This is a genomic window from Streptomyces sp. NPDC046122, from assembly GCF_056429965.1.
The window spans coordinates 137,257-160,715 of record NZ_JBWKLQ010000005.1 but is presented as its reverse complement, the minus strand read 5'-3'; the positions used below and the strand labels follow the sequence as shown (position 1 = coordinate 160,715).

The window sequence follows — 23,459 nt, the reverse complement described above, 5'->3', positions numbered from 1 at the left end:
CGGGCGGCCGGAGGGTCGGACGAGGTGATGGTGCGGCCCGTGGTGGTGGCGCGGTCGGTGGGCCGGGGCGGAGGCCGGCGGCCCACCGGCCGCTTCGGGTCACAGGTCGTGCGGGAGCCAGCCGCGCTGGACCGCGCGTACGCCCGCCTCGAATCTGCTGCGGGCCCCCAGCCGGTCCATCAGGCCCGTCGCGATGCGGCGGGCCGTTCGGTGCGAGACGCCGAGGCGCTTGGCTATGCCCTCGTCCGTGTGACCCTCGGCGAGCAGCCGCAGGGCCGCCGCCTCCTGCCGGTCCAGTTCGCCCGCGTCCCGGCGCGGTTTGTGGCCGAGCGGGCTCGCGTTCTGCCAGACCGTCTCGAACAGGGTGCAGAGCGCGGTGAGCGTGCCCTTGCCCGTGATGACGACCGCGCCCTCGCTGCTGTCCTCGCTGTTGAGGGGGATCACGGCCGTCGCCCGGTCCACCAGGGTCATCCGCAGCGGCAGTTCGCCGGCCGTGCGGACCTGGCCGCCCATCGAGGTGAGCCAGTTGGCGTGCGCCACGCTGGCCGCGCAGTTGCGGACGCTGTCCAGGTAGATCGTGCGCATCACCACCCCGCGCCCGAGCAGCTTCTCGTTGAGCGGCCGCGCGGACGCCATGTTCTCCTCCGTCTGCGCACCCCCCGGGGCGAAGGCCATGACCTCCCGCCGCACGTTGTCGGTGAGCACGGCCAGCCGGGCACGGATCTGCGCCACGTCGGCCAGGTGCTCCATGCTCACGCCGCCGGCCGCGGGGCGGCGGTCGGCGTACTCGGAGATCAGCTGCGAGGCAGCGGTCCGTGCGGCGGCGATGCGCTGGCGGTGGAGGGCGAACTCCGCCTGTCTTCGGGCCAGCAGGTAGTCCAGCCCGAGCTCGGGGCTGACCGCCCGGGGCGGCTGTGCGGAGCCGGCGGACGGCTGGACCAGGGACAGTTCGGTCAGCTTGTCCCAGGCGGCCCGGACGGCGTCCTCGTCGAGGTCCAAGTGGCGCGCGAGTGCGGTGACGTCCTCCTGGGGCCGCTCCAGCATGGCGCGGTACACCGCTTCCGTCGGCGTATCCAGTCCCAGTAATTCCAGCATCGCTCAGCTCCCCGATCCGGCGGTGTCGCTCCGTCGTCCTGTTGCGAGTACGGGGGCGGCCCGGCCGTCGGGCCCTTCAGTGACACGGTGGCCGCTTTGGGTCATGACCCATTGCGGCCCGCCGTTTCCCTTCCCCCCAAGGTTCACCTGCGGTGATGCTACTTCCGAGGCGGACGACTCCGCCAGGAACGAGTTCTCGGTCGTAAACCTTTCGCCATGGGTTTACGCATGGAAAGGACACCGGTCATGTTCAGTGCCCGTATCGTCAGGACCGCCGCTGTCACCGCGTTCGCCGCCGCGGCGCTCCTCGTGCCCGCCGCCCTGAGCGCCGCCGCCGAGCCGGCCGCCGCGACGGCCTCCGTGTCCGTCGCCACCGAAGACGTGACCGTGCCCGTCGAAGGGCCCAAGCGGGACATGGGCTGGCAGTGATGCCGGTGGCCGTCGTGACGCGCGCCGGCCGCCCGTACGGTCGGGAGCCGGCGTGGACCTGAGACAGCTGACCACCTTCCACCGCGTCGCCACGCTGCTGAGCTTCACCCGCGCCGCCGCGGAGCTGAAGTACGCCCAGTCCAGCGTCACCGCCCAGGTGAAGGGGCTCGAAGTGGCGCTGGGCGTGGAGCTCTTCGAGCGGTTGCGGGGGCGGATCCGTCTGACGCCCGCCGGTGAGCGGCTCGTCCCGTACGCGGAGCAGATCCTGTCCCTGGTCGACGAGGCCAGGGACAAGACCACCGGCTGGGCGGAGCCCTCAGGGGTGCTCACCATCGGGACGACCGAGAGCCTCACGTCGTACCGCATGCCGCCGGTGCTGGAGTTCTTCCACCACCGCTACCCGCTGCTCCAGCTCGCGCTGCGGCCCAGCCAGTGCGCCCAGACCTGCGAGGCGCTGCGGCAGGGCGCGTTCGACATGGGCTTCCTCATGGAGGCCCGGACGGAGCACCCCGGAGTACGGACCGAGGTGCTGGGGCGCGAGCCGCTGGTCGCGGTCGCCGCACCCGGTCATCCCCTCGCGGCGCTGCGGCACGTGAGCACCGAGGACCTGCGGGGGGCGCGCGTCCTGGCGCCCGAGGCGGGGTCCGCGTACCGGGAGCTGTTCGAGGCGGAGCTCAACAACGGCGCCGCCCGGCCCGTGCGGCTCCTGGAGTTCGGCAACACCGAGTCGGTCAAGCGCGGGCTCGCGGCCGGTCTCGGGGTCAGCGTGCTGCCCGCGATGGCGGTGTCCGACGCGGTCGCGGCCGGGACGCTGAGCGTGCTGGCCTGGGAGCCGCCGTTCGAGGTGTACACGCAGATCGCGTGGCGCCGGGGCCGGCAGCTCACGCGGGAGATGCGGGTGTTCATCGACCGTACGGTGCAGTTCATGGCCCAGGACCAGCCGCCGCTCCCTGCGCCGGGCCCGCCGTACCAGCGGGAGCAGCTCCAGCTGGTGGGGTGAGGACGCGGAGGGGCCCCGTACGCGCGAGGGATCCGGCGACCGGTACGTCGACGACGTGCCGGTGGCCGGTTCGGCGTCCGGGGCCGTCCGCGCCCGTCACAGGTGGTCCTGACGACGCCGAAGACGCGGGCGCGTCACAGGTGGCCCTTGGCCACCAGTTCCTCCATGATCTGCAGGGCGTTGAGCGCGGCGCCCACCCGCAGGTTGTCGGTGACCAGCCAGAGCAGGAAGCTGTTCGGGTTGGTGGCGGAGACCCGTATGCGTCCCACGTGGATGTGGTTCGGGTCGCCCAGCGTGGCGGGTGTGAGGACGTCGCCGTGCATGCCGTCGTCGTGGACGGTCACGTCGGCCAGTGTGCCCAGCAGCGTGCTCAGTTCCGCACGGTCGACCGGTGACAGGCACTCGACCCACACTGCCGCCGAGTGGCCGTTGACGACCGGGACCCGGACACAGGTCGCCGTCACGTCGAGGTGGGGCAGACCCAGGATCTTGCGCGACTCCTGGAGGAGTTTCTGTTCCTGGAGGGTGAAGCCGCTGGCCAGGACCTGCCCGATCTGGGGCACCACGTTGAACGCCAGCGCCGGTGTGAACTCCTTGGCCGGCATCTCCGCCTGCGGGTCCTGCAGCGCCAACCGGGACGCCTCCTGGAGCTCCTCGATGCCGGAGTGGCCGCTGCCGGACGCGGCCTGGTACGTGCTGACGACGATCTGGCGCACTCCCCAGCGGCGCTCCACGTCCCGGACGACGCGGACCAGCGGGACGGTCACGGAGTTGGGGTTGGCGATCACGCCGGACGGTGGACGGCGGTCCAGTTCGCCCGCGTTGACCTGCGGGACGACCAGCGGGACGTCGGCGTTCATCCGGAAGGCGAAGGTGTTGTCGATCACCAGGGTGCCGTGGGCGACCGCGACCGGCACCCAGACGCGGCTGACGGCGTGGCCGGCGGAGAAGAACACCACGTCGGCGTCGCCGAAGTGGAATCCGGTCAGGTCCGTGACGCGGTAGTCCCTGTCCCCGACCCGGATGTCAAGCCCCGCCGAGCGGGCGGAGGCCACCAGGTGCAGTTCCCGGTAGCGCAGTCCGCGGTCCTCGATGAGTTCGAGCAGGGTGCCGCCCACCGCGCCGGTCGCGCCGACGACGGCGATGCGCGGGGCGAGCGGGTCGTCGACCAGGGGCATGGACATCACCGATCGAGTAGAGCCGGTGCGTGGTCGTCCGTCGACCGGTGTCCGGAACAGGGCACAGATTATGGCCGTGTCTGATCTGACCGGCAATCAGGGACGGCACGGCATGACCGATGGCCCCCATCGGCCGTTCCGATGGGCCGCGGGCGATCGGAAACACCGAATCCGGCGATCGGATCTGCCCGTCGGCCGAACGTTGATTCGACGTTTGGCGTGGCGAAGGGTTGGGGGCGGAACGGTCCTGCGTGACCGGAGAGTTCGCCAATCGAATGGGTGGGTTCATGCAGCAGGCCGTCAAGGTCGTCGGTATCGGGGGGTCCTCCCGGCCCGGCTCCACCGCGGAGCAGGGTCTTCGCGTGGTGCTGGCCGAAGCGGCCCGGCTGGGCGCGGACGTCAGCCTGATCGGCGGCGCCGAACTGGTGATGCCCCTCTACGACCCGCGCGCCGTGTCCCTGTCGCCCGAGGCGCGCCGCATGCTGGCCGCGATCACCGCCGCGGACGGTGTGGTGCTGGCGAGTCCGGCGTACCACGGGACCCTGTCGGGCCTGCTGAAGAACGCCCTGGACCACACGGAGGAACTGCGCGGCGACAGCAGGCCGTACCTCACCGGGCGGGCCGTCGGCTGCCTGTCCGTCGGGCAGGGCTGGCAGGGCGCGGTGACGACGCTGGGTGCGCTGCGCGACGTCGTCCACGCCCTGCGGGGCTGGAGCACCCCGCTGGGCGTGGCGATGAACAGTCAGACCGCCGGCTTCACCGCGAACGGGGAGTGCGACGACCCGCACATCCAGCGGCAGCTGACCGCGATGGCCGGCCAGGTCGTCGACTTCGCCGAGGCGCACCGGGCCCTGCGGGCCACGGCGCTGCGGGCGTGATGCGCGTGGACGCCACGGACTGCTGGATCCGGTGCTTCCATCCGAAGCCCCGGGCCGCCCACACCCTGGTCTGCTTTCCGCACGCGGGCGGTTCGGCCAGTTACTACCACGGGCTCTCGGCTGCGCTGGATCCGGACATCGAGATGCTGGTGATCCAGTACCCGGGCCGTGAGAACCGGCTGTTCGAGGAACCGGTCGCCTCCCTCGAAACGCTCGCGGACACGGTGTCCGAGGTGCTGCGCACCCGGCTCGGCGGTGACCGGCGGCCGGTCCTGTTCGGCCACAGCATGGGAGGCATCGTCGCCTTCGAGGTGGCGCGGCGGCTGGAGTCGGCGGGCCAGGCCCCCACCGGGCTGGTCGCCTCCGCCTGCGCCGCCCCCTCGAACCGCCCGGAGGCCGCGGCCCCCGGCGACGAGGAGCCCGACCGCGACGTCCTCGCGCGGATCATGGGCCTGGGCGGCACCGCCCAGGACGTCGGCGAGCACGCGGAGCTGATCGAGCTGGTCCTGCCGGCGATACGGGCCGACCTGACCGCCCTGGGCTCCTACCGGGCGGCCGCCGGGGCGTCGGTGAGCTGCCCGGTCACGGTGTTCGTCGCGGACGGCGACCACGCGGTGCCGGTGCCCGAGGCCGGCCTGTGGGGCCGGCACACCACCGCCGGGGCCCGGGTCCACCTCTTCGAGGGCGACCACTTCTACCTCAGCAAGCAGCCCGAAGACTTTCTCGACCTGCTCCAGGAAACTGTGCGCACGTCCCGCCCGGAGATCTCACTCGCATGAAAACCATGGGATTCGTGGAAGAGGAGCTCGCCCAGATGTGGGCCGGGCTGCTGGGCGCCGACGGCGCGGCCGTCGGCATGGAGTCGCGGTTCTCCCGTCTCGGCGGCGGGGCGGACGAGGCGCGGCTGCTCGCCGTCCGCATCGGCGAGGAACTCGGCGCGCGGGTCGCGGCGGACGCGCTGCTGGGCGCGGACACCCTGGAGGCGATGGCGCGCCTGGTGCGCGCGGCCATGGAGCGGGCCACGGGGCAGGCGCGGACCGGGCGGCCCGCCGCGGGCTCCGCGCCGGCCGGACCCCGCGCCTGCGTCCGGCAGGAGCGGCCCGAGCTGTCGTTCGCCCAGCAGCGGCTGTGGTTCATGCAGCAGATCGACCCCGAGACCACGCTCTACAACGTGCCGACCGTGCTCCACCTGCGCGGCGACCTGGACCGGGCGGCCCTCGGCCGGGCCCTGGACGCGCTCGTCGCCCGCCATGAGGTGCTGCGGACGACGTACGACGCCCCGGCCGGCCGCCCGTACCAGGTGATCCGGGACCCCGCGCCGCTGGAGCTGCCGTACACGGACCTGACCGGCGCCGCCGACCCGCAGGGGGAGGCGGAGCGGGTGGCGGCCGAGGAGGCCGCGGGCGTGTTCGATCTGGCGGCGGGGCCGCCGCTGCGGGCCCGTCTGCTGCGGGTCGGTGCGGACGCGCACCGGCTGGTGGTGACGTTCCATCACATCGCGATCGACGGCTGGTCGGTGGAGATCTTCTTCCGCGAGCTGGGGCAGCTGTACGGCGGCCGGGAGGCCCTCGCCGACGTGGCGCTGCACTACGCCGACTACGCGGCCTGGCAGCGCGAGCGGCTGCGGGGCGAGACGCTGGACGCGCTCGTCGGCCACTGGCGCGGCGCGCTCGGGGACGACCCGAAGGCGCCGGCCGTGCCGACCGACCGGCCGCGCGGAGCGACGCGCAGCTTCCGGGGCGCCGTGGCGACCCGCGAGCTGTCGCCGCACCTCGCCGCCGCCGTAAGGGACTTCAGCCGCCGGGAGCGGGTCACTCCGTACATGACGCTGCTCGCCGGTCTGCACACGCTGCTGGCGGGCTGGTCGGGCTCGACCGACATCACGGTCGGCACCCCGGTCGCGGGCCGTGACCGGTCCGAGCTCCAGGAGCTGGTCGGCTGCCTGATCAACATGGTGCCGGTTCGCGTCCGGCTGGACGGCGCTCCCGGCTTCCGCGAACTGCTGACCCGGGTCCGCACGGCGGTGCTGGACGCCTCCGCGCACCAGGAGCTGCCCTTCGACAAGCTGGTCGAGGCCCTGGTGTCCCGGCGCAGCCGCGACTTCATGCCGGTCTTCCGGGTGATGTTCTCCTTCCTGAAGGAGCGCCCGGAGCCGGTCTTCCCCGGGCTGGACGCGTGCTCCCTGGACCTCACCGGCCCGCAGGACACCGCGAAGTACGACCTGAGCCTGTACGCGCAGGAACGCGGCGGAGGTCTCGCACTGACCCTGGAGTACGACACCGATCTCTTCGGACCGCGGACCCCGGCGGCGCTGCTGGCCGCGTACGAGCGGACGTTGGAGGAGGCGACGGCCCGGCCGGACACCCCGGTGCCGGACCTCGCCGCGCCCCGGTTCGGCGCGGGGACCGAAGCGGACGGGAAGCCCCCCCGGAGTCCGGAGCACGCGCGGGGCCCCGCTGTCCCGCCGGGCCCCGAGAGCCCGCAGCCCCCGCAGACCCCCACCGGCACCGAGTCCGGCATCGAGAGGAACACCCACCGTGACCGTTGACCGCATGGTTGCACCCGACCCCGGGACCATCGACGCGTGGTTCGCGCGGCAGGCAGCCGCGCGCGGCGACGCCGTCGCCGTGACCGGCCGCGACGGCCGGCTGACCTACCGCGAGCTCGAGCGCGACGCCAACCGGCTCGCACACCACCTGCGCACCCTGGGCGTCGGCCCCGAAGTACCGGTCGCCGTCTGCATGGAGCGCACGACGTCCCTGGTGACGGCGCTGCTCGCCGTGTTGAAGGCCGGCGGCGCGTACGTGCCGCTGGACCCCTCGTCCCCCGACGAGCGGCTCAGCCGCACGCTCGCCGATGCGGGTGCCGGCGTCCTGCTCACGGACGACGCCGGACGCGGCCTGCGCGCCGCGCACACCGTGACCCTCGGCCCCCGGGACGACGCCGGCCTGTCGGCGTACCCGGACACCGCGCCGGAGAGCCCCGGCACCGGCCCGGCGAGTCTCGCGTACGTCATCTACACCAGCGGCTCCACCGGCACGCCCAAGGGCGTCATGATCGAGCACCGCAACGTCACGGGCCTGCTCACCGGGGTCCGCGACCGGTTCGCCTTCGGCCCCGACGACGTGTGGTCGATGTGCGCGTCCGCCGCGTTCGACGTCTCCGTGTGGGAGATGTGGGGCGCCCTGCTGCACGGCGGCCGGCTGGTCGTCGTGCCGGACGACGTACGGCGCTCCCCGCAGGACCTGCACGCGCTGCTGAGCGGCGAGGGCGTCACCGTCCTCAACCAGACGCCGGCCGCCTTCCGTCAGCTCGTCCGGTACGAGGAGGAGTACGCCGGCCCCGCGCCGCTGGCCGGACTGGCGCTGCGACTGGTGGTCTTCGCCGGGGAGGCGCTGCCGCCCGAGATGCTGCGGCCGTGGATCGCGCGCCACGGCGACGAGGCGCCCGTCCTGGTGAACATGTACGGGATCACCGAGACCACCGTGCACTCCACCTACCGCCGGATGACCTCGGCCGACCTCGCAGGGTCCGCGGGCAGCATGATCGGCGGCCCCGTCGGCGGCTGGACCATGGACGTGCTGGGCGCGGACGGCGAACGGGCGGCGGACGGAGAGGCCGGCGAACTGTACGTCGGCGGCGCGGGCGTGGCCCGCGGCTACCTCGGCCGCCCGGCCCTGACCGCGGAACGCTTCCTGCCCGACCCGGACGCGGCCGTCCCCGGCGCCCGGCGGTACCGCTCGGGCGACAGCGCCCGGCGAGCGGCCGGCGGCGACCACGAGTACCTGGGCCGCCTGGACCACCAGGTGAAGATCCGCGGCTACCGCATCGAACTCGGCGAGATCGAGAATGCGCTCACCCGCCACCCCGCCGTCCGCGACACCGTCGTCATCGTCGACCGGGACGCGGCGGGGGACCCGCGCCTGGTCGCCTACTGGGTGGCCGCCGCCGGAACACCGGCCGGGCCCTCCGAGCTGCGCGAGCATCTGGCCCTGACGCTGCCCGCGTACATGCTCCCGAACGTGTACGTACCCCTGGACCGGCTGCCGCTGACCCACAACGGCAAGGTCGACCGGCGCGCGCTGCCCGCTCCCGAAGCGGTACGCCCCGAACTCGACGCGGAGTTCACCGCGCCCTCGACCCCCGTCGAGAAGGCCCTCGCCGACATCTGGGCCGAGGTGCTCTCGGTCGACCGGGTCGGCCTCGACGACGACTTCTTCGAACTGGGCGGCCACTCGATGCTCGCCACCCAGGCCGTCGCCCTCACCAGGGAACGGCTCGGCGTCGGCGCGACGCTGCGGCTGTTCTTCGACCGGCCGACGGTCCGGGAACTCGCGAGCGCCCTGGACGAGCTGCTCGCCGTACCGCACGACACCGGCGCCGACAGCCGGTCCGCATCCCACCCGCACGGGGAGAACGCATGACGTACGAGACGGATTCGCCACTGCCCGAGCAGGCCGTGGCCATCATCGGAATGAGCGGCCGCTTCCCGGGCGCCGCGGACGTCGACGAGCTGTGGCGCGCGCTGGCGGCGGGCGAGGAGGGACGCACCTCCTACTCCGACGAGGAGCTGGCCGCCGCCGGGGTTCCCCAGGAGCTGCTGGACGACCCGGCCTATGTGAAGTCCGGCTTCCCGGTGGACGGATTCGACCGCTTCGACGCCGACTTCTTCGGCGTCACCCGGTCCGAGGCCGAACTCATGGACCCCCAGCACCGGTTGCTGCTGGAGACCGCCTGGCAGGCGCTGGAGCGTGCGGGATACCCGGCGAGGACGTTCGAGGGGCGGACCGGCGTGTTCGCCGGCACCTCGGGCAGTGGGTACCTCCTGGAGCGGATCGCGTCGCGCGGCGGCCCGGGCGAGGGCCGGATCTCGGACGAGATCCAGGTCGCGATCGGCAACGACCCCGGGATGCTCGCGCTGCGGGTCTCGTACAAGCTCGGTCTGACCGGGCCCAGCTTCACCGTGCAGAGCGCGTGCTCCTCGTCGCTGGTGTCGGTCCACCTCGCCGTGCAGTCCCTGCTCAGCCGCGAGTCCGACCTGGCGCTGGCGGGCGGTGTCGCGGTGCGCGAGTTCGAACCGCGCGGTTACCGGTACGAGGAGGGCGCGATCCTCTCGACGGACGGCCACTGCCGCCCGTTCGACGCCGACGCCTCCGGCACCGTCTCCGGCGACGGTGTGGCCCTCGTGGTGCTCAAGCGGCTGGAGGACGCGGTCGCGGACGGCGACCACATCCACGCGGTCGTCCGCGGCAGCGCGGTCAACAACGACGGCTCCGCCAAGATCGGCTTCACCGCCCCGTCGCCGCACGGCCAGGCCGAGGTGATCGCCGAGGCCCTCGCCGTCGCCGGGGTCGAGCCCCGCACGGTCCAGTACGTCGAGGCGCACGGCACCGCCACCCCGCTGGGCGACCCGATCGAAGTGCAGGCGCTCACCGAGGCGTTCGGCCCGGACGCGCCCGCCGGGTCGGTCCACCTGGGCTCGGTGAAGTCCAACGTCGGGCACCTCGACGCGGCGGCCGGTGTCACCGGCCTCATCAAGGCGGCCCTGGCGCTGGAGCACCGCTTCATCCCGCCGACCGTCCACTTCCGCGGCCCCAACCCCCGTCTCTCCCTCGACAAGGGCCCCTTCACGGTCAACGGCGAGGGCGTGCCGTGGCCGCAGACGGAGCAGCCGCCGCGCGCGGGGGTGAGCGCCTTCGGCATCGGCGGCACCAACGCGCACGTGATCCTCGAAGCGGCGCCCGCCGTCGCACCGGCCGGGGAAACCGCGAACGCGGCCGACTGGCAGGTGCTGCCCCTGTCGGCCCGTACGCCCGAGGCCCTCGACGCCGCCGCCGCGCGGCTCGCGACCGCCCTCGCGGGGGACGGGGCCGGGCTCGCCGACGCGGCGTACACCCTCCAGGTCGGCCGCGCCGCCCTCCCGTACCGCCGTACGGTCGTCGCCGGGGACCGCGCCACCGCGACCGCCGCGCTGGAGCGGCCGGCCGCCGCCGCGACCGCCGCGCCGGACGCGGCGCCCGACGTGGTGTTCGTCTTCCCGGGCCAGGGCGCCCAGTACGCGGGCATGGGCGCGGAGCTCTACCGCACCGAGCCGGTGTTCCGCGACGCGCTCGACCGCTGCGCCGAGATCCTGCTGCCCCAGCTCGGCTGGGACGTACGCGAAGTGGCCTTCGGCACCGACGGGGACGAGGCGAAGGAGCGGCTGCGCCAGACGCTCTACACCCAGCCGACCGTCTTCAGCCTCGACTACGCCGTCGCGCGGCTGCTGATGTCGTGGGGCGTGCGCCCCGCCGCGATGACCGGGCACAGCCTCGGTGAACTCGTGTCGGCCTGCCTGGCCGGGGTGTTCGGCCTGGAGGACGCGCTGCGCGTGGTCGCCCGGCGCGCCGCGCTCATGCAGGACCTCGCGCCCGGCCGGATGCTGTCCGTCCTGATGGACGAGGCGTCGCTGACCGAGGCGCTGGAGGGGCGGAGCGCCACGATCGCCGCCGTCAACGCGCCAGCCTCCTGCGTGGTCGCCGGCACTCCCGAGGAGGTCGCCGAGGCCCGCCGCGTCCTGGAGGCGCGGGGCGCGTCCGTGCGCGAGCTGGAGACCTCGCACGCCTTCCACACCGCACTGGTCGAGCCGGCGCTGCCCGGGCTCGCGGAGGTGCTGCGCTCGGTGCGGCTGAACACGCCCACGATCCCGTTCCTGTCCAACGTGACGGGCACCTGGATCACCGACGAGCAGGCCACGGACCCGGAGTACTGGGTCTCGCACACCCGCGAGCCGGTCCGCTTCTCCGACGGGATCACCGCGCTGGCCGAGCGCGGCGACGGCGTGGTGCTCGTCGAGGCCGGTCCGGGCAGCCAGCTGAGCGGTCTCGTACGGATCCACCCGGACCCGTCGCCCGTCGTCACCCTGCTGCGCAGGCCGCGCGGCGAGGAGCACTCCGCCGAGGCCCGCACCGTCCGCGAGGGACTCGCCGAGCTGTGGCGGCACGGCGTGGCCGTCGACTGGGACGCCCTGCACGGCGGCCGGTCCCCCCGCCGGGTGCCGCTGCCCGCGTACCCCTTCGAGGGCCGCTCCTACCTGCTGCCCAAGCCGGAGACCACCACCGCCGGGAATGTGCGCACCGACCCCGAGCGGTGGACGTACGCCCCGGTCTGGCACCGTGCGCCGCTCCCGCGGGACGAGGACGCCGCCGATCAGGGCCCGCTCAGCTGGCTGGTCCTCGCGGACGGCGCCGGTCTCACCGACGGCCTGACCGCCGCTCTGCGCGAGCGCGGCCACACCGTCACGACCGTGCGCCGGGCCGCCGCGTACGCCCGCACCTCCGACCACGCCTTCGACGCCGATCCCGCCGACGCCGGCCACCTCGGCCAGGTCGTCAGGGAGCTGCGGCAGGCAGGCGCGGCCCCCGACCGTGTGCTGCACGCCTGGGCGGTCACGGGCCCCGGGGACGACGGCGGCGACGCGGTACGCCGCTACGCCACCGGCCTGGACACCGGCTTCCACAGCCTCGTCGCCCTCGCCCAGGCGCTGGGCGAGACGGGTGAGGACCGCCCGGTGCGGATCGACGTCCTCACCGACAGCCTCCAGGACGCGCACGGCACGGCCGTGGTCCGGCCCGAGCGCGCCACCCTGTACGGCGCGGTCACCGTGCTGCCGCAGGAGTACGCCTGGCTGACCTGCCGCGCCGTCGACGTCGTCCTCCCCGCGTCCGGCGCCGACCGCACCCGCCTCACCGCGCAGCTCGGCGCGGAACTCGCGGGCGCGGGCCGGGAGAACCTCGTCGCGTACCGGGACGCCCAGCGGCTCCTGCGGGCGTTCGCGCCCGTCGAGCTGGACGCCGTGCCCGCCGGGCGGGCCTGGCGCGAAGGCGCCGGGTACCTCGTCACCGGCGCGTCCGGCGAGACCGGCCTGGTCTTCGCCGAGCAGATCGCCGCGAGCGGGGCCAGGGCCGTGCTCGTCGGCGACCCGGACTTCCCCGCCGAGAGCGAGTGGGAAGCCTGGCGGTCCGGCGCCGCCGGCGACGACGACCGGGTACGCGCCCGGGTCGCCCGGCTCGCCGCGCTGCGCGCCGCCCATCCGGATACGGTCGTCTACCGCACCGCCGACCTGGCCGATCCCGGCCAGGCGCGCGCCACCGTCGAGGAGGCGCGGACCGTGCTGGGCGCCGTCAACGGCGTACTGCACCTGGCCGACGCGCGGGGCTCCGGTCTGACGGCGCTCAAGGCCCGGGAGGACTTCGACGCCGTCCTCGCGGCGCGGGTGAGGTCGACCCTGCTGCTTGACGAGCTGCTGGCCGGTGACGGGCTGGACTTCTTCCTCACCGCCTCCGCCACCACCGGCATCGTCGGCGGCTTCGGCCAGGCCGAGAACTGCGCGGCGTCGGTGTTCCTCGACGCCTTCGCCCAGGCGGCCACCGCCGCCGGCCGGCCCACCGTCACCGTCGACTGGTCGCAGTGGGACTGGGACGACTGGTTCGAGCAGCAGATGGCGGGCCTGCCGGAGGTGCGGGAGCTGTACGAGCGGCTGCGCCTGACCCAGGGCGTCCCGGCCGCCGACGGCCTGGCGCTCGCCCGGGCGGCCCTGTCCGGCGGGCTCCCGCAGGTCGTGGTCTCCAGGGCCGACTTCCAGGACGTACTGGCCGACCAGTCCGGGCTGACCGCGACGTCGTTCACCGACTCGCTCGGCGGCGGCCGGAGCGGCGACGACGACTGGGACCCGGCCACGGTGTGGCCGGAGGACGAACTCGCCCAGTCCGTCGCCCGGGTGTGGCACGAGATGCTCGGCGTCTCCCCGATCGGTCCCGACGACGACTTCTACGACCTGGGCGGCAACTCGCTGTTCGCCATCCAGATCGTGGGCCGGCTGCGGCAGGCCCACGGCGATTTCCCGATGAGCGCCGTCTTCGAGGCGCCGACCGTTCCGGGGCTCGCCGCCGCGATCCGCTCCCACCAGGCCGAATCGATCGGTCTGGACGAGTTCGAGGCACTGCTGCGCGAGGTCGAGAGCCTCTCCGCCGGCGAGGCCGAGGCAAAGCTGAAGGGTGACGACCATGTCTGACGAGCAGTCGCGCACGCACTCCGACGAGACCGAGACCGAGACCGCGCGCAGGCTCAAGGAACGGCTGTCCTCGCTCTCCCCCGAGCAGCGCGCCGTACTGGAGCGGTCCCTGCGCGAGCGCAACGTCAAGGCGCCGTCCGCCGTGGACGCCGGTGAACGGGCCGCGGCCAGATCCGAGGCGCCGCGCCGCGGCCGGCGGCCCGGCAGCACCATGGACTTCAGCCTGTTCTTCTTCTCCGGCGACGGCACGGCGAAGGGCCCCGGCAAGTACCAGCTGCTGCTCGACAGCGCCCGTCACGCCGACGCCAACGGCTTCGACGGCATCTGGGTCCCCGAGCGCCACTTCGTCGACTTCGGCGGCCTCTACCCGAACCCGTCGCTGCTGGCCTCCGCCATCGCCGTGCTGACCGAGAACATCCAGATCCGCGCGGGCAGCTGCGTGCTGCCCCTGCACCACCCGGTGCGCGTGGCCGAGGAGTGGGCGGTCGTCGACAACCTGTCCGGCGGCCGGGCCGCGATCTCGGCGGCCTCCGGCTGGCACCCGGACGACTTCCTGCTCGCCCCCGGCGACGGGCAGCAGCGCTACCCGCGCCGCAAGGACGAGATGTTCGAGTCGATCGAGGCCGTCCAGCGGCTGTGGGCGGGCGAGAGCGTCGAGTTCCCGCGCGCGGACGGCTCGCCGCAGTCCGTACGCACGCTGCCCCGCCCGCTCCAGCCGAAGCTCCCGGTGTGGGTGTCGGCGCAGGGCAGCCCGGAGACCTTCGTACGGGCCGGGCAGATCGGCGCGTACGTGCTGACCGGGCTCGTGGCCCAGCGCCCCGCCGACCTCAAGGACAAGATCGCCGCCTACCGGGAGGCGCTCGCCGAGGCCGGGCACGACCCGGCCCGAGGCCGGGTCACCGCGATGGTGCACACGTTCGTGGGCTCGGACAACGACGAGGCCCGGGAGACCGTGCGCGGTCCGCTCACCGCGTACCTCAAGACGTTCCTGGAGCAGCAGGACAGCTTCGGCAGCGAGTTCTCCAAGCTGAACGACGCCGAGCGCGACGTCATGCTGAACGCCACCTTCGAGCGCTACTTCGACTCGCTGGCGCTGCTCGGCACGCCCGACAAGTGCGAGTCCCTGATCGAGGACCTGGTGGACATCGGCGTCGACGAGGTCGCCTGCCTCGTGGACTTCGGGCTCGACCCCGGCCAGGTCCTCAAGGGCCTGGACCACCTCACCGAACTGAAGAACCGCTACCGGCACCGGGGCGAGACCGAAGGAGAGCAGTCGTGACCGAACTCGCAGACCGGCTGGCCGGCCTCACCCCCGCCCAGCGCGCCCTGCTCGACCGGCGCATGCGCGAGCGCAGCACCAGCACCGTCACCAACGCGCCGATCCCGCGCAGGCAGCGGGAGAACCGCGTACCGCTCACCGTGGACCAGGAACGCATCTGGCTGATCCACCAGTTCGACCCCGAAGACCCGGTCTACAACGTGTACTTCGCCTCGCGGCTGCACGGCGAGCTGGACACGGACGCGCTCCAGCGCGCCGTGAACGCCTTCGTGCAGCGCCACGAGGCGATGCGCACCACGTTCGAGCAGGACGGCCACGCTCCCGTCCAGGTGATCCACGCCTCCATGGAGGTGCCGCTGCGCCACCAGGACCTGCGGTCCGTGCCGGCCGAGCGGCGCGAGGACGAGATGACGCGGCTCGCCACCGAGGAACTGCGCACGCCGTTCGACCTGGTGAAGGGCCCGCTGCTGCGGATCGCCCTGCTGCGCCTGGACGAGCGCGAGCACGTGCTGGTCGGCACGGTCGACCACCTGGTCTGGGACCGCGGCTCGATGGGCATCTTCAATGCCGAGATCGCCGAGTTCTACACCGCCTTCGCGACCGGCCGCGAGCCGAAGCTGCCGCCGATCGCCGTGCACTACCCGGACTACTCCGAGTGGCAGCCGCAGTGGCTGCGCGAGGAGGTCCGGCGCAAGCACCTGCCGTACTGGAAGAAGCAACTCGAAGGCGCCGACCTGGTGCTGGAGCTGCCGACCGACCGGCCCCGCCCGCCTCTCCAGACCGCGAACGGCGCCCGCTACCAGTTCCCGCTCACCCCGGCACTGACCCAGGCGGTCCGCGACCTCGCCAAGCGCGAGGACGTGACCGTCAACATCGCGCTGCTCACCGCGTGGCAGCTCCTCCTGCACCGGCTCACCGGGCAGCAGGACATCGTCGTCGGCACCACCTCTTCGACCCGCAGCAGGCCCGAGACCGAGCCGATGATCGGCTACTTCCTGACCATGCTGCCGCTGCGCACCACGGTCCGGCCGGCGATGACCGTACGGGAACTGCTCCAGGCGACCCGCACCACGATGATGGGCGCCTTCGACCACCACGACATCCCGTTCGGGACGCTGCTGGACGAGCTCGACCTCGACCGCGACCCGAGCCGCACGCCGATCTACCAGACGTCCTTCATCCTCGTGGACTTCCTCCACGAGGAGGAGACCCCCATGGCCGGGCTGACCGTCGAGGAGCTGATGCTCGACAACGCCACGGCCAAGGACGACGTGATGCTGGGTTTCTTCGACGACCCGGCGCTGGCGGACGACCACTTCCACGGCGTGCTGGAGTACAACACCGACCTGTTCGACGAGAGCACGATGGCCCGGATGGCCCGCCAGATCGTGCGCCTCCTGGAGCAGATGTCCGAGGACGCCGGGCGCGCGGTGCGCGACCTGTCGCTGCTCGGGCCCGGCGAGGCCCGCACCCTGCTGGTGGAGTGGAACCGGACGGAGGCGGCGCGCGAGGAGGGTGACTCGCTGGACGTGCTGGTTCGCCGCCGGGCCGAGGCCGCTCCCGACGCGGTCGCCGTCTCCTGCGGCGACGAGCAGCTCACGTACGCCGAACTGCTGGAGCGGGCGGGGCGGCTGGCCTCCCACCTCCAGCAGCGCGGTGTGGAGCCCGAGACCGTCGTCGGCGTCTGCCTGGAGCGCTCCGTCGACCTGGTGGTCGCGCTGCTCGGCGTGGTCATGTCCGGCGGCGCGTACCTGCCGCTGGACGCCGGGTACCCGGCGCATCGCCTGGCCGCCATGACCGGCGACGCGGACGCGAAGTTCCTGCTGACCCGCTCCGGGCTGCTCGACAGCCTCGCGGAGTGCCCCGGCGAGCGGATCTGCCTGGACACCGACGCCGCGTCCGTCGCCGTCGCCCCGGCCGTCCCCGTGACGCCCGCCGCGGGCGAGGACCGGCTCGCGTACGTCATCTACACCTCCGGCTCCACCGGCCGCCCCAAGGGCGTCGAGGTCACCCATCGCAACCTCGCGAACCTGCTGCTGGCGATGGCCGCCGAAGTCGGCCTCGGCGCCGGTGACACCCTCACCGCCGTCACCCCGGTCACCTTCGACATCGCGGGCCTGGAGCTGTACGCGCCGCTCATCAGCGGGGCGCGGGTGCACGTCGTGCGCAAGGAGGAGGCGGTCGACGGCCGCCGGCTGGCCGCCCTGCTCACCGAGACCGGCGCCACCGTCATGCAGGCCACCCCGGCCACCTGGCAGCTCCTGGTGGAGGCGGGCTGGCGCAACGACGGCTCGCTGCGGGTCCTGGTCGGCGGCGAGGCGCTGCCCCCGGCGCTGGCCGAGCAGCTCGTCCGCGAGCCCGGCCGTACCTGGAACGTCTACGGCCCGACCGAGACGACCATCTGGTCCACCGCGCACCGCCTCGACAGCGGCGCCGAGCAGATCTCCATCGGCCGCCCGCTGGACAACACCCAGGTCTACGTCCTCGACGAGTGCCTGGAGCCGGTCCCGGTCGGCATGCCCGGCGACCTGTACCTCGGCGGCGCCGGTGTGGCGCGCGGGTACCGCGGCCGGCCCGCTCTGACGGCGGAGCGGTTCGTGCCCGACCCGTTCGGCGGACGGCCCGGCGCGCGGCTGTACGCCACGGGCGACAAGGCACGGCTGCGCGAGGACGGCACGCTCGTCTTCCTCGGCCGCGACGACGGCCAGATCAAGCTGCGCGGATTCCGCATCGAACTGGGCGAGATCGAGGCCCGTCTCGAGGAGCACCCGGCGGTGCGCCGCGCCGTCGCCCTCGTCCGTGAGGACCGGCCCGGCGACAAGCGGCTGACCGGGTACGTCGTGGCGGCGGACGGCGAGACCCCGGGCCAGGAGGAGCTGCGCGAGCACCTGCGCGGCTTCCTGCCCGACTACATGGTCCCGTCCGCGATCGTCGCCCTGGACGCCTTCCCGCTGAACACCAGCGGCAAGATCGACCGGCGGGCCCTGCCCGAGCCCGTCGTCGAGCGGGACGCGGCGAGCTACGTGCCGCCGCGCGACGCGATCGAGCTCGAAGTCGCCCACATCTGGGAGGAGGTGCTCGGGGTCAGGCCCATCGGCCTGCACGACCGGTTCTTCGACCTCGGCGGCCACTCCCTGCTCGTCCTGCGGCTGATGGCCGAGATCGAGAAGCGCTTCGGGCAGCAGCTGCCGATGGCGGCGATCTTCCGGGGCGCCACCGTCGAACGGTTCGCCCGCATGCTGCGCGACGGCTACCAGGACGAGTCGGACGTCCACCTCGTCGAGATCGGCTCCGGCACCACCGGCGCCCCCGTCTTCTTCGCCCACCCGGCCGGCAGCGAGGTCGTCTGCTACATGCCGTTCGCCGGGCTCATGGAGGGCGGCGACCGGCCGCTGTACGCCCTGGCCTCACCGCCGCCGGTCGACGGAGCCCTGCCGTACGCCGACTTCGGGGCGCGCGCCGCCGCGTACGCGGACCTGATCCGCGAAGTGCAGCCCGAGGGCCCGTACACCGTGGCCGGCTGGTGCTACGGCGGGACGAACGCCTTCGCCGTCGCCGGGGAGCTGGAGAAGACGGGCGCGGAGGTGTCCGTCGTCATGATGGACTCGCACCCGCCCGCCGAGGTCGCGGAGGGCTCCGAGCCGGACCCCGCCGAGATCGTCGAGGCCGTCGCGGCGAACCTCCAGTGGGACTACGGCAACGCGCTGAAGTCCGTGGAGGAGCTGAAGGGGATGACCCCCGACGAGCACCTCGACTACCTGCTCGCCATCGCCCGCGCCTCCGACTACCTGCCGCCGGACGCCGGCCGGGAGCAGGTGCGCGACATCCTCGACCTGTGGGTGGCCAACCTGCGGCTCGTCTGGAACTTCCGCCCCCTGCACGTCCGGGGCCGGGTCACGCTGATCCGCGCGGCCGAGGAGACGTACGACTCGACCGAGGCGTGGCGGGCCCTGACGACCGGCGGGGACCTCGACGTCCGGGTGGTCGACGGCAACCATTACACGATGATGCGCCACCCCCACATCGAGGGCGTCGCCACGATTCTGAACGAGGTCGTCGCCAGTGATTGAGCTGCTCAAGGACCGTACGTACATCCGCTATTGGCTGGCCGTCGTCGCGTCCTTCCTCGGTGACGCCATCACCAAGATCACGCTGATCTACGTGGTGGCCACCGAGACCTCCAACCCCGTCCTGTACGTCTCCCTCGTGGTCATCGCCCAGATGCTGCCCTCCGGCGTACTGGGGGCCTTCGTCGGCCCGCTGGCCGACCGCTTCCCGGCGCGCGGGCTCATGGTCGGCTCCGACCTGGTCCGGGTGGCGCTGGTCCTGGCGATGATCCCGGTCCGCGACTCGCCGCTGCTGCTGCTCGTGCTGATCCTCCTCACGGGCATCGCGAAGGCGTTCTTCGAGACGGCCCGGATCACCGCGATCCCGCTGATCGTCCGGGGGCACAGCATCCCCACGGCGGTCGCGCTGTTCCAGTCCACGAACCACACCCTGAACCTGGTGGGCCCGGCGCTGGGCGGTCTGCTCCTCGCGTTCGGCAGCGTCAGCGCCGTCTTCGTCATCGACGCCGCGACCTTCGTGATCTCGGCGGTCCTGCTGGGCAGCATGGCGGTGCTGCGCGAGGTGCCGGTCCCCGGCCCCGACAGCGGCCGGGAGTCGTACTGGAAGTCGCTGGGCACCGGCGTCTCCGGTGTGCTGGCGGTGCCCTCGCTGCGCTTCCTCGCGGTCATCCTGGTACCCGTGATGCTCGTCCTCGGGCTCTTCACCACCAACCTCAACTCCCAGCTGCTCAGCGTCTTCGACCTCTCCGCCTTCCACTTCGGCCTGGCACAGGCCGCGTTCGGCGCGGGCTGCGTGATCGGCGCGCTGACCGGTCCGCCGCTCGTACGCCGGTTCTCCGACCGGGGGCTGCTCATCGGCTCGATCGCGCTGTTCGGCGCCTCCCTGCTGCTCCTCGCCCCGGCCGGCGGACTGCGGGACTCGCTGGGCGTCGGCGTCGTGCACGCCTGGTGCCTGGTCGCGGGCGTCGGCTCCGGCCTCTTCCAGGTGCCGGTGGCCAACACCCTGATCAGCGACCTGCCCGAGGAACTGCGCGGACGCGGCGTCGGACTGCTCAACGCCCTGATGGTCAACTTCACGATCGTCGGCGTGATCCTCGGCGGCCTGGCGGCCGACCTCATGGGCATCGCCGAGTCGATCGTCGTCGCCGGCGGACTGCTGCTGCCCGCCGCGGCCGTGCTCGCCGCCGCCTCGGTGCGCGAGCGGAACAACCGGAAGGACCGGCCCGGGGCGGAGGTGGTCTCATGACGGCCGCCGAGCGGCTCCTGCCGCTGACCCCCGCACAGCGGCGGCTGTGGGCACTCGCCCAGGTCCGCCCCGACGACCCCTTCTTCAGCGTCCCGTTCGCCGTCGGCGTCGACGGACCGCTCGACGCGGCGGCCCTGGGGCGCGCCCTGGACGAGCTGGTACGCCGCCACCCCGCGCTGCGGACCAGGATCGTGCGCGGCGCCGACGGTGAGCCGGCGCAGTGCGTCGAGGCGCCCGCGCCGGTGCACCTGCCCGTCGTGGACGCGTGCGACGACTCGGATGCCCGGGCCGACGCGTTCGCCCGCGAGCCGTTCGCCGTGGACGGCGGCCGGCTGCTGCGGGTCCGGCTGCTGCGGCTCGACGACACCACGCACCGGTTGCTCGTCGGCGTGCACCACCTCGTCTTCGACGGGGCGTCGATGGAGGTCTTCGCCTCCGAACTGACCGCCCTGTACGACGCGTTCGCGCAGGACCGGCCGTCGCCGCTGCCGGAGCCGGCCGTCGACTACGGCGGGTTCCTGGCCCGGCGCACCGCAGAGGACGAGCGGGCCGCCGCCGCCAACCTGGCGTACTGGACCGAGCGGCTGGCCGGCGCGCCCGAGGTGCTGGAACTGCCCCTCGCCGGACCGCGCCCGGCGCGCGGCGGCCACGAGGGGGAGCGGCGTACGGCCGTGATCCCGCACGAGGTGGTGGAGCCGCTGCGGCGGTTCGCCCGGAGCAGGCGGTGCAGCCTGTTCATGGTGCTCAAGGCCGCGTGCGACGTGGTGCTCAGCCAGTACGGCGGCGCCGACGTGCTCACCGGCACGGCCGTCTCCGGCCGGGACACCCCCGACAGCGCCGGACTCGTCGGCTACCTCACCCGGCCCGTCGTGTTGCGCGGCGACCTGTCCGGCGACCCGCGGTTCGGCGAGCTGGTGCAGCGGGTGCGCGGGGACCTGCTGGACGCCCTGGACCACTGCGACCTGCCCGTCGACGAGGTCATGGACCGGCTCGGGGTCTCCCGCGATCCGAGCTTCCACCCGCTCTACCAGGTCATGTACACCCATCAGCCGGCCGCTCCCGTGCGGCGGGCGGCGGACGCGGTGTTCACGGTGGGGGAGCTGCGGCTGCCGACCATGAAGACCGACCTGGCCGTCGACACGATCGAGACCGACGAGGGCCTGCTCGCCCTCGTCGACTACCGCACCGCCCTCTTCGAGGACGCGACCGCCGAGCGGCTGCTGGCCCGGCTGCGCGCCGTGCTGGAGCGCGCGGCCGCCGACCCGGACACCCGGGTCTCCGCGCTACTGCGGCCGACCGCCGCCGAGCGGCGGTTGCTGACCGAGGAGTGGAACCCGGCGCGCGGCGAGGAGGCGGACGACGACGGCGACGTGCTGCACGCGATGGTGGCCGGGCAGATCGCCCGTACGCCCGACGCGGTCGCCGTGGCCGAGGGGACGCGCGCCTGGACGTACCGCGAACTGGGCGACGCCGCCGACTGGTTGGCACAGCGGCTGCTGGCGCAGGGCGTCACGCCGCGGACGCCGGTGGGCGTCTGCGCGCCCAAGTCGTTCGCGCTGGCCGCCGCGCAGCTGGCCGTGCTCGCGGCGGGGGGCGTGTGCGTGCCGCTGGACCCGGAGCTGCCCGCCTTCCTGCTGCGGCTTGCCGTGGACGACGCGGGGGTGACGACGGTGCTCGCCGACCCGTACTCCTCCTCGCTGTTCGACCACACGCGGGTGCGCGTGGTCGACCTGGAGGAGCCGGCGGCGGGGGGCGAAGCGGCCCCGGCCGCGCCGCTGCCGGCCGTGGCGCCCGCCGACGCCGCCTGGGTGCTGCGTACGTCGGGTGCCACGGGCGAACCGCTGCCCGTGCTCGCCGAGCACCGGAACCTCGCTTCCCGGCTGCGCTGGGCCCACCGGGAGCTGCCCGCCGGGACGTTCGACGCGGTGGCGCAGCTCAGCGCTCCGGACGCGCCGGGCGCGGTGTTCGAGCTCTTCGCCCCGCTCACCCGGGGCGGCCGGGCGGTCGTGCCGGACGCCGGCCCCACGGGCACGGTGTACGCCGCGCCCTCCGCCCTCGCCGGCCTGCTGGGCGACGGCGCCGACGCCGCACCGGCCACGATCCTCGCCGGGGGCGGCCTCCTCGCCCCGGCCGCCCTGCGCGCCGCGTACGCTGCCGGGGTCACCCACGTCCACCACCTCTACACCGCCGCCGAGACGGCCGGCCCCGCCCTCGGCGGACCGGCCGGCCCGCCGGACGCGAGCGGCCGTCCGGTGCCGCTCGGTATCCCGGCGGGCTGCACCGCGTACGTCCTGGACCGGCGCGGCGAACTGGTCCCGCCGGGCGTCGTCGGTGAACTCCACATCGGCGGCGCGGCCGTCACCCGGGGGTACCCGAACGACCCGCGCCGGACGGCGGAACGCTTTTGGCCCGACCCGTACGGGAAGCGGCCGGGCGGGCGCCTGTTCGCCACCGGCGACCTCGCACGGCACACGCCCGACGGGCGGCTGGTGTTCGCCGGGCGGGCCGGCGAGCAGGCCCGGGTGCGCGGCGTGCGGGTGGCAGCCGCCGACATCGAGGCGGCGCTGCTGGCGCACCCCGGCGTCGAGCACGCCCACGTGCGCATCCGGGACGCCGACGGCATCGACGCGGCCGTCGCCGCCCGGTCCGGGGCGGACCTGACGTCCAACGCACTCCACGCGCACCTGCGCGAACTGCTGCCCGGCCACATGCTGCCCGCGCGGATCGGTGTCCTGGACCGGCTGCCGCTGCTGCCCGGCGGCCGGCCGGACGGCGCCGCCGTGGCCGAGGCGCTGGAGCAGGCGCTCGCCGACGAGGCGAGGACGGCCCGGAGCGCGGACCGGCCGCCGGTGAGCGACACCGAGCAGCGCGTCGCCGCCGCCTGGCGGGAGGTGCTCGGCCGCACCGTCGGTCACGACGAGAGCTTCTTCGACGCCGGCGGCAACTCGCTGCTGCTGATCCGGCTGCGCGACCGGCTGCGGACCGCGCTGGAGTGCGAGGTCGACGTGGTCGACCTGTTCCGGCACTCCACCGTGCGGGCCATGGCCGCCTTCCTCGGGAAGGACCCGGGCGACGGGAAGGACTCCGGGGGCGCGGCCGCGGCCGGCACGGCCCCCCGGGCCGGCGCGGGCGCGGAGGAGCGAGGCCGGGCCAGGCTGCGGGCCATGCGCGCCCGGACCCGGGAGCGCACACCGGGGCGGGCGCGATGACGGTGCGGACGGGACCGACGCCGAGC

The 23,459-nt window shown here is 73.9% G+C and carries 13 protein-coding genes; 11 read left to right on the top strand and 2 right to left on the bottom strand.

Translation table 11 applies throughout. The features are described from left to right. Window positions 1-99: 99 nt before the first annotated feature. Window positions 100-1,095, bottom strand: a complete 996-nt coding sequence (locus tag AC07FK_RS16570; protein ID WP_479105592.1) for a helix-turn-helix domain-containing protein — start codon at window positions 1,093-1,095, stop codon at window positions 100-102. Window positions 1,096-1,341: 246 nt separating this feature from the next. Here AC07FK_RS16570 and AC07FK_RS16565 point away from each other — a divergent pair, with 246 nt between their 5' ends. Both AC07FK_RS16565 and AC07FK_RS16560 read left to right on the top strand, forming a co-directional pair. Continuing rightward, window positions 1,342-1,524, top strand: coding sequence for a hypothetical protein (locus tag AC07FK_RS16565; RefSeq protein WP_479105591.1), 183 nt, complete (start codon window positions 1,342-1,344; stop codon window positions 1,522-1,524). A gap of 52 nt (window positions 1,525-1,576) precedes the next feature. After that, window positions 1,577-2,524 (top strand): LysR family transcriptional regulator, encoded by a 948-nt coding sequence (locus tag AC07FK_RS16560; protein ID WP_479105590.1) that lies wholly within the window; start codon window positions 1,577-1,579, stop codon window positions 2,522-2,524. 134 nt (window positions 2,525-2,658) lie between these two features. Here AC07FK_RS16560 and AC07FK_RS16555 read toward each other — a convergent pair whose 3' ends face one another. Further along, window positions 2,659-3,708, bottom strand: a complete 1,050-nt coding sequence (locus tag AC07FK_RS16555) for an aspartate-semialdehyde dehydrogenase (RefSeq protein ID WP_479105853.1) — start codon at window positions 3,706-3,708, stop codon at window positions 2,659-2,661. A gap of 281 nt (window positions 3,709-3,989) precedes the next feature. On the opposite strand from AC07FK_RS16555, the gene AC07FK_RS16550 reads away from it, so the two are divergent. From AC07FK_RS16550 to AC07FK_RS16510, 9 genes are read left to right on the top strand one after another with little or no spacing between them, the layout of a single operon-like run. Then, complete coding sequence (locus tag AC07FK_RS16550) at window positions 3,990-4,580, top strand: NADPH-dependent FMN reductase (RefSeq protein ID WP_479105589.1); 591 nt, start codon at window positions 3,990-3,992, stop codon at window positions 4,578-4,580. Window positions 4,581-4,585: 5 nt separating this feature from the next. Then, window positions 4,586-5,359, top strand: a complete 774-nt coding sequence (locus AC07FK_RS16545; protein ID WP_479105588.1) for a thioesterase II family protein — start codon at window positions 4,586-4,588, stop codon at window positions 5,357-5,359. Between the two features lie 5 nt (window positions 5,360-5,364). Then, entirely contained in the window at window positions 5,365-7,128 is a 1,764-nt protein-coding gene (locus tag AC07FK_RS16540) for a condensation domain-containing protein (protein ID WP_479105587.1), read from the top strand. Window positions 7,129-7,132: 4 nt separating this feature from the next. Further along, complete coding sequence (locus AC07FK_RS16535) at window positions 7,133-9,004, top strand: amino acid adenylation domain-containing protein (protein WP_479105586.1); 1,872 nt, start codon at window positions 7,133-7,135, stop codon at window positions 9,002-9,004. Then, the gene (locus AC07FK_RS16530; RefSeq protein WP_479105585.1) at window positions 9,001-13,632 is read left to right on the top strand and encodes a type I polyketide synthase; all 4,632 of its coding nucleotides are present in this window, start codon (window positions 9,001-9,003) and stop codon (window positions 13,630-13,632) included. Before AC07FK_RS16535 ends, AC07FK_RS16530 begins: the two co-directional genes overlap by 4 nt. Further along, window positions 13,625-14,911, top strand: coding sequence for a MupA/Atu3671 family FMN-dependent luciferase-like monooxygenase (locus tag AC07FK_RS16525; RefSeq protein WP_479105584.1), 1,287 nt, complete (start codon window positions 13,625-13,627; stop codon window positions 14,909-14,911). The genes AC07FK_RS16530 and AC07FK_RS16525 overlap by 8 nt, the downstream gene beginning before the upstream one ends. Continuing rightward, window positions 14,908-18,981, top strand: coding sequence for a non-ribosomal peptide synthetase (locus AC07FK_RS16520; RefSeq protein WP_479105583.1), 4,074 nt, complete (start codon window positions 14,908-14,910; stop codon window positions 18,979-18,981). Before AC07FK_RS16525 ends, AC07FK_RS16520 begins: the two co-directional genes overlap by 4 nt. Then, a complete protein-coding gene (locus tag AC07FK_RS16515; RefSeq protein WP_479105582.1) occupies window positions 18,974-20,224 on the top strand; it encodes an MFS transporter in 1,251 nt (416 codons plus the stop codon). Before AC07FK_RS16520 ends, AC07FK_RS16515 begins: the two co-directional genes overlap by 8 nt. Continuing rightward, window positions 20,221-23,433, top strand: a complete 3,213-nt coding sequence (locus AC07FK_RS16510; RefSeq protein ID WP_479105581.1) for a condensation domain-containing protein — start codon at window positions 20,221-20,223, stop codon at window positions 23,431-23,433. The genes AC07FK_RS16515 and AC07FK_RS16510 overlap by 4 nt, the downstream gene beginning before the upstream one ends. Window positions 23,434-23,459 lie beyond the last annotated feature (26 nt).

Coding starts and splice junctions, on each gene's coding strand:
- AC07FK_RS16540 (WP_479105587.1), top strand. CDS start 5,365: ATGGGATTCGTGGAAGAGGAGCTCGCCCAGATGTGGGCCGGGCTGCTG.
- AC07FK_RS16570 (WP_479105592.1), bottom strand. CDS start 1,095: ATGCTGGAATTACTGGGACTGGATACGCCGACGGAAGCGGTGTACCGC.
- AC07FK_RS16525 (WP_479105584.1), top strand. CDS start 13,625: ATGTCTGACGAGCAGTCGCGCACGCACTCCGACGAGACCGAGACCGAG.
- AC07FK_RS16510 (WP_479105581.1), top strand. CDS start 20,221: ATGACGGCCGCCGAGCGGCTCCTGCCGCTGACCCCCGCACAGCGGCGG.
- AC07FK_RS16550 (WP_479105589.1), top strand. CDS start 3,990: ATGCAGCAGGCCGTCAAGGTCGTCGGTATCGGGGGGTCCTCCCGGCCC.
- AC07FK_RS16530 (WP_479105585.1), top strand. CDS start 9,001: ATGACGTACGAGACGGATTCGCCACTGCCCGAGCAGGCCGTGGCCATC.
- AC07FK_RS16555 (WP_479105853.1), bottom strand. CDS start 3,708: ATGTCCATGCCCCTGGTCGACGACCCGCTCGCCCCGCGCATCGCCGTC.
- AC07FK_RS16565 (WP_479105591.1), top strand. CDS start 1,342: ATGTTCAGTGCCCGTATCGTCAGGACCGCCGCTGTCACCGCGTTCGCC.
- AC07FK_RS16535 (WP_479105586.1), top strand. CDS start 7,133: ATGGTTGCACCCGACCCCGGGACCATCGACGCGTGGTTCGCGCGGCAG.